The following is a 14,219-nucleotide window of genomic DNA, read 5'->3' as shown; positions in this document are numbered from 1 at the left end:
TAGAAAAAGTACTGTAAACAGAAGACGTCCGCCAAGATATTGGTGCTGAGTTACAGGAATGAAATCAACATGACAAAACAGAACCGGTTAGCCGCGTTAGAATTACTCCAGAGGGCAGGACCCTGTCAGAAAGCAGCAAGCGGCACCCAACTATAGATAGGCAGAACGAAGGAATTTAGGACTTTGCTAGATGCAGATGATCCTGTTAGACATGAGAGGTTGGTTGCTATAGGAAGGATTGGGAAACAGGAAGGTCTTTATAGAAAATGAATGACGTTTATTTTTGTGTACCCTTTTTTCTGAAAAAGATGTACGTTTGGGTTTGAAACGATACACTTTTTATCTATGGATCTGTTTTTAGTAGTAACACGTTAACTTAGATGAAGACTCATAAATGGCTTAAAATAAGCATTCTTTGTGAAACTTCACTAAAAATATATAGAGAGGTAAAAAATTCAGGAATTATATATTCACTATGGAAGGATATATGTTTTAGATATATGTTTTAGATATATGTTTTAGTTATATTTTATCTTTTTATGTCATTATTAAATTCAGTGCGGATCTATGATTCATAGCATCTATAATTAATTTGTAAAGTGATTATTCATCAGACTCCTACCACTAGAAATAATGAAAATTTGTAGATTATATAAATTTGAGCTCAACTACTAATTTTCTATTTAAGGTACAAAAGAAAGTGAATGAGATCTTATTAATCCCATTCGTAAACTCATGAGAAATTAATATCTTTTATCCTAGGAAAAGAAAATGTGATGTGAAATTGAAATTTTCAATATTTATTAGGAGGATTTTATGAAATTTTCAAAAAAAGAATGGATCGTGTTTGGGATTATATGCTTAATCGGTATTTTTGCAAATCTCGATAAAAGTATGATTGGATTTACTGCAGATAAGTTAATCAGCACATATGGTTTCACAAAAGCAGAGATGGGAAATTTATCTTCTGTATTCTACGTAAGTTTTATTTTAGTTACTATTCCTGGTGGATGGTTAGTTGACCGTTTTGGATATAAAAAATTTGTTGTAGTTTCATTAAGTATATTAATGATATTCTCTTTCTTATTTGGAAATGTTAGTGGACTATTTGCAATTTTGTTTTTGCGTTTCTTAGTTGGTTTCGGACAAGCAGGATATACAAATGGTGCACCTAAGATTATCAGCGACAACTTTCAAGCAGATCAATGTGCTAAGGTACAGTCTATTGTAATTGCAACTGCTGGTATTGGTGGTATTCTTGCTAGTACCATTGGTCAAAGTATTATCAATGTAAATTGGCATTATGCTTACTACATGTTAGCAGCAGGTTATTTATTAGCTCTTGTTCTTGTTGCTCTTTTCTTAAAAGACAAGAAGGCAGAAACTACAGAGGTTAAGCAAAAGTCACAGCCGATAGAAAAAGTAGGCTTCTTCGATGCATGGAAAAATAAAAATACATTATTATTAGCAATCGCTGTATTATTTAGTAATTTAGTTGGTGTAGCAATGATGTTCTGGCTACCAAATGTATTCCATGTAAACTTTGATATTCAAAATCCATCAATGCTAAGTAGTATTATGGTTGGATTCTATATCATCATGACTATTGCAACAGCTATAAGTGGATCTGTAATTACTAAGTATTTTAAAGGAAAAGAACAAAAGTTTATCTTCTGGTTATCTATAATTACTGCAATATGTATCGTTGTATTTATAGCAGCACCTATTTACCAAGTAGCAATTGCAGCATTATATATTTCTGATTTTACTATGATGCTAGCTTTCTCAGCACTATTATCTATACCATATCAACTTGTGCCAAGAAAGATAATAGGTTCAGCTTTTGCTGTATTAAATATAGGAGCTTTTATCGGTGGAATTATTTCACCACAATTAGTCAGCACATTTGCACAATCTAACAGCTATTTCTTCTCTTTCATCGTACTTGCTGTATGTATGGTGATTTCAGGAGCAGCAACTTTATTAGTAAAGAAGCCTAAAGAGATTGCGTAAAAAATTATTTATTAGAAAATTTCAAATGGCGTATGGCAGAATTTTAGATACTGTCATACTTGTATAGGATGTATCATGTGAAAATTTGAAATCAATTTTCACACACAAGTTTGTGTTTGCGCACCACAAACTTGTTATATGCAAATATCGTGCGCAAGAATGGAGATTATTATGAAAGAATGGTTCAATAAAATTCCAGTAGAGGATATGATTTCTTGGAGACGTCATATTCATCAAAATCCAGAATTATCATTTAAGGAATATAACACAGCAGCTTTTGTTGAGGAAAAGCTAAGAAGTTTTGGAAACATTGAAATTGTAAAACCAACAGAAACTAGTGTTCTTGGTATTTTACGTGGTGCTAAGGAAGGAAAAACTATACTTCTTCGTGCAGATATGGATGCTTTACCTATGCAAGAAGAAGGAGATCTTCCTTTCAAATCAACCGTAAAAGGAGTAGCTCATACCTGTGGACATGATACACATACTGCTATGCTATTGGCTACAGCAAAAGTGCTTTCAGAGTTAAAAGATTCATTACATGGAACTGTTAAGTTCATATTCCAACATGCAGAAGAACTTAATCCAGGTGGATCACAAGGAATTATAGATAGCGGTATGATTAATGATATAGATGCAGTAGTAGGATTACATATTATTCCAAACCTTGAGTGTGGTAGCATACATGTACATTCAGTAGGAGCTGCAACAACAGCTGCTGATGGATTCTTCTTAAACATTCAAGGAAAAGGAAGTCATGGTTCTATGCCTCAGAATGGAATTGATCCTATTATTGTTGGAACCCAAATTATAAACCAATTACAGACTGTAATTTCTAGGTATACTACACCAGGAGAACTAGCTGTAATAACTGTTGGCGAATTTAAGGCAGGAGATGCTCCAAATATTATTCCCGATAAGGCATACATGAGTGCATCAATACGCACAATTAGCGATGAAACTAGAAAAAAAGTTGAATTAAGAGTGAAAGAAATTATAGATAATACATGTAAGACATATGGTGCTACCTATGATTTAGATTATCAACTTGCATACCCAGCTGTTATCAATGACAAAATAGTATCTGAATTAGTAATGAACAGTGCAAGAGAAGTATTGGGAGAATCCATGGTAAAAGAGGCACCATTAACAAGTGCAAGTGAAGACTTTGCAAACTATCGTCAAATAGCACCAATTTGTTTTGTACTGCTAGGAGGAGGTACTGCTGCAGAAGGATGTGGCTTTGCAAATCATCATCCTAAATTTATGATTATGGAAGAATCTATGATTAACGGCGTAAAAACAGAAGTACAAACAGTGTTGAATTTCTTAAAGTAATATTGAGAACTAAGAGGGAGTTAGTGTGTTATATATCTTATGGAATATGATTGGAATTGAAATTGCCGGGTTTGTAAGTAGCTATGCAAAAAAAATTATTTCAAAAGCTCAGCTACAGGCAGTACTTATCATTGCTAACCTTTGTATTGCTGCTGTTGGTATACAGGGAGCTATTACTACAAAAAACAATATATTAATGATTATCAGTTGTGTACTAGGGGCTATGATCGGAGTAAAAATGGATCTAGATGGTAAATTTAATCAACTAGGATTGTTTATAAAATCTCTGTTTAAGACAGCAGACGAGAACTTTGTTAAAGGATTTATCACTGTATTTATGATGCAGTGTGTAGGTTCTATGGCAATTGTAGGTCCTTTGAATATTGGGCTTAAAAATGATTCGACCATACTTTCCATTAAAATTATTTTAGATATATGTAGTACATTAATATATGGAGCTATTTATGGTAGAAGTGTTATGTTGAGCGGTCCCTTTGTTTTTCTATATGAAACAGTAATTTTCCTTTTAGCAGGTATCCTGCAACCAATACTAACATCTGATGTCATTAATGAGATTTCTGCAATTGGATCTTTGCTTATTTTTGGCATGTCCCTTGATCTACTAGGTGTGATAAAGTTGAAGGTAGCAAATTATCTTCCTGCACTTTTAGGCCCAATTGTTTATTATATGATTACTACATAATCATATCAATAGAAAACCAATAATTTATTTAGAAAACTGTTGCAATCTATAATATAGTATGATTTTATAAAAATCTCTAAAAACTAATAAAAAATCAGCTTCATTTAGATTTACCATTGTATGTAAAGATACTTTTATATCATAGGAAATACAAAGCAAATTCATATGAATCGAGTAGGAGGAAATTCATTAATTGAATTTCCGTCCTCTCACACCACCGTACGTACCGTTCGGTATACGGCGGTTCAATAAGATTACCTTATTTGCGAATATCTTTCACTAAGTGTTATAAAACCTTGTTCTCTAAGATATTTATTGGTAAGAGTTGAATTTAAGATTGGGCTATTGGAGATTCTCCAGTAGCCTTTCCTTGTATTCGCATGTTCCCATGCTTTCCAATTCTCTACCCCTAGTTTAACTAAGTTATCATGTTTCGTTTTAATCTTTTTCCACTGTTTCCAGTAACAAAGACGTAAACGTCTTCTTAGCCACTCATCAAGTTCTCGTAAGGTACCTTTCATATCTGCTAGTTTGAAGTAACTTATCCAGCCAACAATTAATTGTTTTAGTTTAATAGCTCTGAGTTCCATACTCATTGCATTACTTCTTCCAGTGATACTCTTAAGTTTTCCTTTTAACTTCTTAACAGAAACTTGATGTACTCTTATTCCCATTTCACCTTTCTTATTGTAAAAGGTATATCCTAAATATTTTAGTTTCCATGGTCGGTCTACCTTACTTTTCTCTTTGTTAACTTTAAGCTTCAAGTCCTTTTCTATAAACTCCGTGATACTTTTCATAACTCGCTCTGCTGATTTCTTTGATTTCACGTATACATTGCAATCATCTGCATAACGGCAGAACTTAAGTCCTCTTCGTTCTAATTCCATATCTAGTTCATGCAACATGATATTACTTAATAGTGGAGATAAGTTCCCACCTTGAGGCACCCCTTCTACAGTAGCACTTACTAATCCCTTTTCCATCACTCCTGCATTTAGATACTTCCTTATCAGTCCGATTACTCGTATATCCTTGACTTCTTTATAAATCAGCCCAATTAACCTATCGTGGTTGACAGTATCAAAGTACTTTTCTAAATCTATATCTACCGCCCATTTATAGCCTTCATCCATGTATTCTTTACATTTTAGAATTGCTTGATGCGCGTTTCGATTTGGTCTAAATCCATAACTATTCTCTGAAAATTTCTTCTCAAAGATTGGCGTTAGTACTTGTGATACTGCCTGTTGTATCACCCGGTCTACTACAGTTGGTATCCCTAATGGTCTTGTTTTCCCGTTATCCTTTGGTATCTCTACCCTTCTTACGGGATTCGGTTTATAACTTCCATCTGCTATGGATTGCTTAAGCTCTTCGCCATGACTTCTTAGATATGGTAGAAGTTCATCTACTCCCATCTTGTCGATTCCATGACTTCCTTTATTCTTCTTTACACGTTTAAAGGCTTCATTTAGATTTCCATTACTAATGATTTTCTCTAGCAATCCATAGTGATATTCTCTTCGGGCGTTCTGTCTGTTATCCGACGTCATAGAAATGCTCGGCGCCTTTGCATAGCTTTCGAGTTCCACTCTATCCTTTTGCAAATGACCTGATTCTGTATTCAGTTGTCTGCTGTCATCACATTTCTTTGTTTCTTTCAAACTTTCAAAACCTCCTATTGTTCAGTCCTTCCCAAAGGTCGTCGACTACCTCCGGTACTATGACCTCTGCTGACTTCTTAGTGTTCAGCCATACATCACTGCATGGGTTGTCATTTCAGAGTTCACTTCCATGACGTATCACTAAGACCTCCCCAGGTAAGAACGCAATCTTCCTCTCCATCTATCTGCCACATTTACATTAATTAATTTCGAGTAGTTATTGGACTTCGATTTGTATAGCAATCTTATCCTTAATTAATGCCTTGTATGTGATTTCTGTTCGTCAGACCAGAGATTTGCCCACGGACTTCCTTCAGATTCGCCCTCACGAACGACACCCTTGTCTTAGGCTATACACTTGCCACTACTAGGCTGTGTTAGGGACTTTAACCCATTAGATTGCGCCCATGCTGGGCACACTATAAAAAAATCCTATCGTCTCTTTTTTGAGACGATAGGATAAAACTACCGTGGTACCACTCTAAATCATTAGCTTCCTCTAAAGGAAAGCATTTTGACTCAACAGAACCATTAGTTAAACGAAGAAGGACTTAAGTATTTATTAGGACTTGTAGCCCAGCCATTTTGATACTTAATCGTCATATACAAGGTTTCTTTTCCATTTGAAACCTGCACATAGCATACATTGTCATCAAATTTGTCTGTAATTTCAATTTTCTGATCAAAGTAGTAAATCCAAACAGAGCCGTCATCTTCGTATCTCACATCAGGATCGTCAAGGTGATCTAGTAGCTCCTCTTCAGTTAAAGGTCTTTCACTTCCGTCATCATTAATAGCAACTCCGCCTCCACCTTGTTGAATCGCATCTCCTTCACTGTCGAAATATTCCATTTCATAACTTCCATCCGCATTAAAATCAATGGTTACTTCTGTTTGGTCACCGTGAATCCAAAGTTGAATTGTGCGTTGAATTCCCCCTAAATCGTTAGCATATGCAACCGTCGAACCACCCACTAAAAGCACACAGGCAGCAATAGCTGCAACCATATAATTGAATTTTTTCTTCATACTTTTATTTGTCATTTTTCTTACCTCCAAAGAAAATTCGTCAGAGATATGAATTGCAGAAAATGCCTGCTTGTATTTTTCTCTATTTGTCATCTTCCCATACCTCCTTTAATGTTTCCCTAAGTAACGCTCTTCCACGTGATAACCTGACTTTTACATTACTAACAGATATCTTTAGTATATCTGCTATTTCATTTACAGAATAATCTTCATAATAAAACAGATGAATGATAACACGATACTTTTCCGGAAGTTTCATCACCGTCTCAAATAATTCAGAGGATTCCGATGATTCGAAAGTTAACGTTTCCATGTAATCTTCCAAAGGCAGTGTATTCCGTCTGAAAAAGGTAGTGTTTTTATTCTTTGCCTTATTAATTGCTACTCTTATAAGCCATGCACGTATGTGTTGCTCTGTTTCAAAATTTTTTTTTCGTGATATGTACTGAATGAATGTATCTTGAACAACATCTTCTGCATCTTGAGCATTTTTGCAAACATTAAAAGCGATTGCATAAATATTATCCTTATACTTTTCAATCAGCATCTCTACTGGTTCTCTCATGAGTTTACTCCTTAATGTCTTTGAAAAGCCTTTCACTAATAATACAAATGAGAATAAAGAAAGGTTACAAAATATATTCTTAAATTTACAAATGTTTTGTGATAGTTAAAAAAGCACTGATTCTCTGTACTTGAGTTCAGTGCTTTTTGGTAGCAATATACATTTTACAATCAGAGGAGGATTAAAAACCATCAGTAAAACTCCATTTATTTATGATACGGTTCATCCGTCTGTCATGGTTGTTCATATTTTTTTAGAATTTCTTAAAAGCTTTGAGGAATTAATATAGTTTCATGGATATGTCTCACCTTTAATCAGTATTTCTAATTAGATTAGAAAAAATATGATAACCATCACTGATATAGTGCTTATAAGGCCAGATGTTATGTTTCATAGGTATCAAACTTAATACAGTCATATATACATTTATAGCGAACAAACTTCGCGTGAATGAAATAAAAATAGGTAGTTCAGCTAACATCTGATAATTCTCCATAATTAGCGCTAAAAAAATAAGAACCAATATAAATACTATATTTGCCAACGGTCCTCCTAGATACATCATGGTGTACCCAAACCTGGAACCTTTATGTTCAGTTTTGTAGTTGAAATATCCCATTATCATAAGTGCTTTTATAGTAATCTTTCTAAACTTGAAAATGGTTTTTCCCCTACCAAGTGTAATATACCAGTTTTTACTACCATAGAATAATTGGAACATAAGAACATGACCTAATTCGTGAGCAAATGCTGCCAAAAACATACTGATCCACAGAATTATAAAAAATAATAATACCTGTAATAATACAATTATAATATTCACACCTTCAACACCTCTCTATATATTTTTAGTGAAGTTTCACAAAGAATGCTTATTTTAAGCCATTTATGAGTCTTCATCTAAGTTAACGTGTTACTACTAAAAACAGATCCATAGATAAAAAGTGTATCGTTTCAAACCCAAACGTACATCTTTTTCAGAAAAAAGGGTACACAAAAATAAACGTCATTCATTTTCTATAAAGACCTTCCTGTTTCCCAATCCTTCCTATAGCAACCAACCTCTCATGTCTAACAGGATCATCTGCATCTAGCAAAGTCCTAAATTCCTTCGTTCTGCCTATCTATAGTTGGGTGCCGCTTGCTGCTTTCTGACAGGGTCCTGCCCTCTGGAGTAATTCTAACGCGGCTAACCGGTTCTGTTTTGTCATGTTGATTTCATTCCTGTAACTCAGCACCAATATCTTGGCGGACGTCTTCTGTTTACAGTACTTTTTCTATTAGGCCACTTTTAATTCTTGTGGTCTGATGATGTCGTTTCTTAGTTTTTCTGCATCATAATGTATGCCTTTTGTTAAGACTGCGTAAAAGACTCTGATTAACTTACAACTAACAGCAACCATTGCCTGCCTTCCTTTTAACGGATTTTTTATACGAGTTGTATAATAATCATAGATTTCTCTAAATTCTCTATTGCTCCGTATCATTGGCAAAACCACTTGGAATAATAGCCTTCGCAGTTTTTTTCGTCCACGCTTACTGATCGTGGTTTGACCTTTATGCTTTCCTGAGCTGTTTTCTTTTAACTCTAGTCCTGCTAGTTTCTGTACCTGTTTCGGTGAATTAAAACGTCGAATATCACCTACCTCTGCTAGAAATCCAGCTACAGTAATAAGGCCTACACCTTTAATTGATAATAGTTGTTCTACATAATCAATCTGAAGGGTTTCTTCTTCGATTACTTGTGTAATCTTTTCTAATTGATTCTTTTTCGATTGATAATCCTCTAGCAAGAGTTGTAATTCCAACTTTGCACAGCTTCCACCATTAATTCCGACACTATTATGCGCAGCTACAACCAGGGTCTGTGCCCTCTTCATACCTACTCTACGCACCTTTGCTTCACGCCAGATTTTATTGATGCCTTCTGTACCTAATGATATCACATCTCTTGGCATTGGCGCTCTTTCAAGCACCAGGATACCACTAATTGAATCGAATACTTTATATACTTCTAAGTATTCAGGAAAATATATTTTAAGCCATCTCTTAATTCTATTCGTTGCTGCATTTATCTCCTTTAGAATACGATCACGACTTGAAACCGCAGTTCTTAAATCCGCATATACTCCTTCAGGAACATATGGCAGACTATAGCGTCCCTCTACAACCAACTTAGCAATTGTTTTAGGATCTTTCATATCTGTCTTTTTCGGGCTATTATCATCCATTTCCTTACTTTGATGTACATGAAATGGATTCACAAATACCAGCTTCATCCCCTGTTCCTTAACATACTTTGCAAAGGTAAACCAGTAATGCCCTGTTGGCTCACAGCCAACAATAATCTCTTTTTTATTTGTTCTACTTAAAACCTGGTGCACCCAGTCTAGAAAGTTTATATAGCCTTGTTTTGTATTGCTAAAAGAAAAGACCTTTTTAGTTAATTCAATTCCTCTCCAATCGAATGCTCTAACATAATTAAACTCACTTCCAATGTCAGTTCCGATTACTAAAGTTGATTCTGTTACTTGTTCTATCTTCTTATTTTGTGTATAATTCATTTATAGCCTCCGGTGATTAAGATAATTTACATCCGCCAAGATGATATCTTAATTATACCGTGAGGTTTTCTTATTATCAATTGACGCTATTTATGAATTACAGGAATGCTTTCTATGTATTATCAGCATTCCTATCACTATTTATTAAACATCGATTTATAACTCCTAGTTTTTGATGAATTCTAAGTTTTAGTTATTACCATTAAATAATCAATTAGCTCTTAAAACAATATAATTACTATAAATACATTCGTGAAATATTTTCATACGTCTTTTCTTATTTGGTAATTTTTTACTTATTATTAAGGATATCATTTAAACTTCCACATGTCAATAAATTACCTTACTGCCGTTTACACTTTTTTAATCTATCCATCACTCCAAAATACTGTACATCTTCTCCTTAACATAAGGTGCTAATATATATCTATACGAAACAGTCAAGTTTATGGTGGTATAAAAGTATTTCCATAGTCTCCTAATAAAATGTAACCATTCACATAACAAAAAGAAGTAGGAACCCCTTTTTCCGAAAGTGATATGATCCTCCTTAAGTAGACAAGGTAAATAACCAAAATCTACTTAAGGAGGATTTTTCATGTCCAGAAAAGCTAAATACTCCCCTGAAACTAAAGCGAGTGCTTGTGAAGATTATTTATCTGGAAATTTATCAATGCGAGAAATTTGTGCAAAATATGATATTCCTTTTAACGAAAAGAAAAGGAATTGTTCTGTTCATAAATGGTTACATTTTTATAACTATTCAGGTATTGAGGTGTTTCAAAATCCAATAGGGAATAAAGCTTATACAAAAGAGTTTAAAACTGAAATGGTCGAACGATATCTGCGTGGAGAAGGATCTTTAGAAGAACTTGCAGCTAAATATAATATTTTGTCTGATTCGACACTAAAACAGTGGATTATGAAGTATAATGCCAATAGAGAACTTAAGGATTACGATCCGAAACGGGAGGTCTATATGGCAGAGGCAAGGCGAAAAACAACTATTCAGGAACGCAAAGAAATCGTTACATACTGCATTGAACACAATCGTGATTATAAGGACACAGCAGCACTTTACGATGTTTCTTACAGTCAGGTGTATTCCTGGGTGAAAAAATATGATGCCACAGGTGAAGAAGGTCTTACTGACAAACGTGGTCGACATAAGACAGATGATGAAGTTGATGAATTAGAACGATTACGAAGAGAGAATCTTCGGCTAAAGCGTCAGCTTGAAGAAAAAGATATGGTGGTAGAACTGTTAAAAAAAGTGAAAGAATTCGAAGGGATGTGAGACTCGGAAAGCAACGCCATGAATCAAAGTATCTTGTTATTGAATACTTCCATACGAACAAGGGTTGGAGTGTCAACTGGATGTGTGCACAGCTTGGAATCGCCAGAGCTGCGTTCTACAAATGGAAACATAGAATTGTACCAGAACAAGAAAAAACTAATATCGAAATCGCAGAATTAATCAAAGAGTATGATGAAAGATTTTCTCATATCTTAGGGTACCGAAGAATGACGGATTGGATCAATCATTTCAATCATACTCATTATTCAAGGAAACAAATTCATCGTATTATGAAAAAACTTGGAATCCATTCTGTTATTCGTAAAAAGAAGAAAAAATACAATTCTTCCAAGCCAGAAGAAACAGCAGAAAATAAGTTAGCAAGAGACTTTTATGCAACAGAGCCTAATCAAAAGTGGGCTACTGATGTAACGGAGTTTAAGATTCCTGAAACCAATAAGAAACTATATCTTAGTGCGATCATAGATCTCTATGATCGTTATCCTGTTGCATTTGTTATAAGCGGCAGAAACAACAATCAACTGGTATTCAAAACCTTTGATAAAGCAATTGATGCTAATTCAACTGCAAAGCCTATTTTTCATAGCGACCGAGGCTTTCAGTATACAAATAAGGTGTTCCAGAGAAAACTTCAAGATAGCGAAATGATTCAATCAATGTCCAGAGTTGGCCATTGTATTGATAATGGACCAACGGAAGGTTTTTGGGGAATCATTAAATCAGAAATGTATCAAATGTACGAGATAACAGATGAGTTATCATTACGTCATGCAATCAAAGATTATATCCGATTCTATCGAGATGAGCGACCTCAAAGCAGATATGATTGTAAAACACCTGCTGAGGTAAGGGCTGAAGCGTTAGCTTCCGCAACTCCAACAACATATCCGATTGCAAAGAATAAAAGAATTGAGAAATATAAATCAAAGTGGTGCGCATAAAAAATCAGCCATACGAAAATCGTATGACTGATTTATGAGCATTACTTTAGATATTTGGCCTGTCTACTTGACAGGGAGCATATCAAAGATTCCTACTCTTTTATATCATGCAATCTCTATGAATTAAACCTGTATAAGTACTACTATTACAATATCTTGTTATAATCTCCTGTTTCAGTAAAACTCCACTTATTTATGATACGGTTCCCCATTAATAATCCGATACCCTCGATAAACCTGCTCAAGTAACACCATTCGCATCATTTGATGTGGAAACGTCATCTTTGAAAAACTCAATTTAAAATCTGCCCTTTTTAGTACTTCATCATCAAGCCCTAATGAACCACCAATGACAAATACAATATGACTATCTCCTCCAACCCCTAACTTATCTATCTTATCTGCTAACTCTTCTGATGTTAACATTTTCCCTTCAATCGCAAGAGCAATCACATACGCGTTATCCTTTACATTTTTAAGGATTCTCTCCCCTTCTTTTTTCTTAATCATTAACTCTTCCGCTTCACTTGCATTATCCGGAGTTTTTTCATCTGGTACTTGAATAATATCAAGTTTACAATATCTACTTAATCTTTTTGAATACTCCTCTATTCCCATAGTAAAATACTTTTCTTTTATTTTACCGACACAAACAACCGTTATCTTCATGTAACTCTCCTGATAATTTATTTATATCTTTTCTTTCTCTTAATTCTATTTTGTGAGAAATCCTATGCCTTATTCATTCTTAAGCGTTTCAAATTCCTTTTTTATCGCCTTTAATAATTCTTCATTTCCTAGTATTTCTAGTCCGGTTAATGCAAGTGCTTTTGCAGATAATATAACTCCTTTATCTGCTTTATTTGATATGGCAGCTTCCCTAAAATCATCCGTATGTGGTGCAATTGGGCAGTCAGAGATTGCGATGGTTGGCTGAATTGTAGGAATTACATGACTTACATTTCCCGTATCTGTTGAACCAACTTCTCGTAAAATCTCGTCCTCCACATGTTCACCCAAACTCTCCATTTGTGCTGCAAACACCTCATCTAATGTCTTATTTGGAACAAGGTCTTCAATTATATTCTGGATTGGTCCATATTTTGCCCTACATCCCGTCATACTTGCTGCACCGTCTGCTATATGATACACCTTTTGTCTTAGCACCTCCAACTTTTTAACTGTCGCTGCTCGTAAATAAAAACGTGCCCTTGTATAATCTGGGATAATATTAGCGGCCTTTCCACCATCTAAGATTACACCATGAATACGCACGTCGGAAGTCACCTGCTGTCTTAAGGCATTAATCCCATTATAAAATAAAATCATAGCATCTAATGCATTTATCCCTTCTTCTGGCATTGCAGAAGCATGGGATGGCTTTCCAAAGAATTCAAAATCAATGGGTGCTACTGCAATTGCGGTACTTGTTCTTTGTGTATATGAAGAAGGATGTATCATCATAGCTACATCCGTACCTTCAAAAATGCCACATTTCGCATAACTAGCCTTAGCACTACCATTTACCCCACCTTCTTCTGCTGGCGTTCCAAATACCTTAATTGTTCCGCCTACTTCTTCTATACACTTGCTTAACGCAATAGCTGCTGCAACACTACTAACCCCTATCATATTGTGACCACAGGCATGGCCAAGTCCTTCTAGGGCATCATATTCTGCCAAATAACCAATGGTTGCTCCCTTTTTGCTCGACTGCTTTGTTGCAATAAATCCAGTTTTATGACCTGCAATATCTTTTTCTAGATAAAACCCTGCCTCTTGTAATGCTTCCGCTAAGAGGCTCGAGGCATAAACCTCTTCATTTCCTAGTTCTGGATTAGCATGAATGTCATGACTCATGGTTACCCATTTTGATACTGACTGATCTATGTATTCTATTATTTGTTGACGTTTTTCCATGCTATATTCTCCTACCTTTCTATGACTTCACTGTTTATAAAGAACTCCATATAACATCACTTATCTTCAAGGCAGGATAACTGGTAACCAGTTTCCTGCCTTGTTTATACTATATTTCATGATTTTTATCAGGTTTGTTATAATTAAAATTGATCTTCATC

Annotated in this window: 11 protein-coding genes; 5 read left to right on the top strand and 6 right to left on the bottom strand. The window is 34.8% G+C overall.

Annotated elements, in window-relative coordinates:
* Window positions 1–816 precede the first annotated feature (816 nt).
* From BN4220_RS10240 to BN4220_RS10230, 3 genes are all read left to right on the top strand, one after another.
* The gene (locus BN4220_RS10240) at window positions 817–2,013 is read left to right on the top strand and encodes an MFS transporter (RefSeq protein WP_066715804.1); all 1,197 of its coding nucleotides are present in this window, start codon (window positions 817–819) and stop codon (window positions 2,011–2,013) included.
* A gap of 171 nt (window positions 2,014–2,184) precedes the next feature.
* On the top strand, window positions 2,185–3,351 hold the full coding sequence (locus BN4220_RS10235; protein ID WP_066715803.1) for a M20 metallopeptidase family protein: 1,167 nt from the start codon (window positions 2,185–2,187) through the stop codon (window positions 3,349–3,351).
* 25 nt (window positions 3,352–3,376) lie between these two features.
* Window positions 3,377–4,054: a DUF554 domain-containing protein gene (locus tag BN4220_RS10230; protein WP_066715802.1), complete on the top strand. Its 678-nt coding sequence runs from the start codon at window positions 3,377–3,379 to the stop codon at window positions 4,052–4,054.
* A gap of 254 nt (window positions 4,055–4,308) precedes the next feature.
* On the opposite strand, the gene ltrA is transcribed toward BN4220_RS10230, so the two are convergent.
* From ltrA to BN4220_RS10205, 4 genes are all read right to left on the bottom strand, one after another.
* Window positions 4,309–5,721 (bottom strand): group II intron reverse transcriptase/maturase, encoded by a 1,413-nt coding sequence (gene ltrA / locus BN4220_RS10225; RefSeq protein ID WP_066715801.1) that lies wholly within the window; start codon window positions 5,719–5,721, stop codon window positions 4,309–4,311.
* Window positions 5,722–6,252: 531 nt separating this feature from the next.
* Complete coding sequence (locus BN4220_RS10220; RefSeq protein WP_066715800.1) at window positions 6,253–6,843, bottom strand: hypothetical protein; 591 nt, start codon at window positions 6,841–6,843, stop codon at window positions 6,253–6,255.
* Entirely contained in the window at window positions 6,833–7,315 is a 483-nt protein-coding gene (locus BN4220_RS10215) for an RNA polymerase sigma factor (RefSeq protein WP_066715799.1), read from the bottom strand. The genes BN4220_RS10220 and BN4220_RS10215 overlap by 11 nt, the downstream gene beginning before the upstream one ends.
* Window positions 7,316–8,595: 1,280 nt before the next feature.
* Window positions 8,596–9,879 (bottom strand): IS110 family transposase, encoded by a 1,284-nt coding sequence (locus BN4220_RS10205; protein ID WP_066715797.1) that lies wholly within the window; start codon window positions 9,877–9,879, stop codon window positions 8,596–8,598.
* A 598-nt stretch (window positions 9,880–10,477) separates the two neighbouring features.
* Here BN4220_RS10205 and BN4220_RS10200 point away from each other — a divergent pair.
* Both BN4220_RS10200 and BN4220_RS10195 read left to right on the top strand, forming a co-directional pair.
* Window positions 10,478–11,176, top strand: coding sequence for a helix-turn-helix domain-containing protein (locus BN4220_RS10200; protein ID WP_066712009.1), 699 nt, complete (start codon window positions 10,478–10,480; stop codon window positions 11,174–11,176).
* The gene (locus BN4220_RS10195) at window positions 11,173–12,138 is read left to right on the top strand and encodes an IS3 family transposase (RefSeq protein ID WP_066712010.1); all 966 of its coding nucleotides are present in this window, start codon (window positions 11,173–11,175) and stop codon (window positions 12,136–12,138) included. Before BN4220_RS10200 ends, BN4220_RS10195 begins: the two co-directional genes overlap by 4 nt.
* A gap of 189 nt (window positions 12,139–12,327) precedes the next feature.
* Here BN4220_RS10195 and rlmH read toward each other — a convergent pair whose 3' ends face one another.
* Window positions 12,328–12,807, bottom strand: a complete 480-nt coding sequence (gene rlmH / locus BN4220_RS10190) for a 23S rRNA (pseudouridine(1915)-N(3))-methyltransferase RlmH (RefSeq protein ID WP_066715796.1) — start codon at window positions 12,805–12,807, stop codon at window positions 12,328–12,330.
* Window positions 12,808–12,876: 69 nt separating this feature from the next.
* Window positions 12,877–14,058 carry a M20 family metallopeptidase gene (locus tag BN4220_RS10185; RefSeq protein WP_066715795.1) on the bottom strand — a complete coding sequence of 394 codons (1,182 nt, stop codon included), beginning with the start codon at window positions 14,056–14,058 and terminating at the stop codon, window positions 12,877–12,879.
* Window positions 14,059–14,219: the final 161 nt, after the last annotated feature.

Source organism: Clostridium sp. Marseille-P299 (genome assembly GCF_900078195.1).
Taxonomy (GTDB): Bacteria; Bacillota; Clostridia; order Lachnospirales; family Lachnospiraceae; genus Lachnoclostridium.
This window is presented reverse-complemented; position numbering and strand designations above follow the sequence as displayed.

Coding starts and splice junctions, on each gene's coding strand:
- BN4220_RS10235 (WP_066715803.1), top strand. CDS start 2,185: ATGAAAGAATGGTTCAATAAAATTCCAGTAGAGGATATGATTTCTTGG.
- rlmH (WP_066715796.1), bottom strand. CDS start 12,807: ATGAAGATAACGGTTGTTTGTGTCGGTAAAATAAAAGAAAAGTATTTT.
- BN4220_RS10185 (WP_066715795.1), bottom strand. CDS start 14,058: ATGGAAAAACGTCAACAAATAATAGAATACATAGATCAGTCAGTATCA.
- BN4220_RS10220 (WP_066715800.1), bottom strand. CDS start 6,843: ATGACAAATAGAGAAAAATACAAGCAGGCATTTTCTGCAATTCATATC.
- BN4220_RS10200 (WP_066712009.1), top strand. CDS start 10,478: ATGTCCAGAAAAGCTAAATACTCCCCTGAAACTAAAGCGAGTGCTTGT.
- BN4220_RS10240 (WP_066715804.1), top strand. CDS start 817: ATGAAATTTTCAAAAAAAGAATGGATCGTGTTTGGGATTATATGCTTA.
- BN4220_RS10205 (WP_066715797.1), bottom strand. CDS start 9,879: ATGAATTATACACAAAATAAGAAGATAGAACAAGTAACAGAATCAACT.
- BN4220_RS10215 (WP_066715799.1), bottom strand. CDS start 7,315: ATGAGAGAACCAGTAGAGATGCTGATTGAAAAGTATAAGGATAATATT.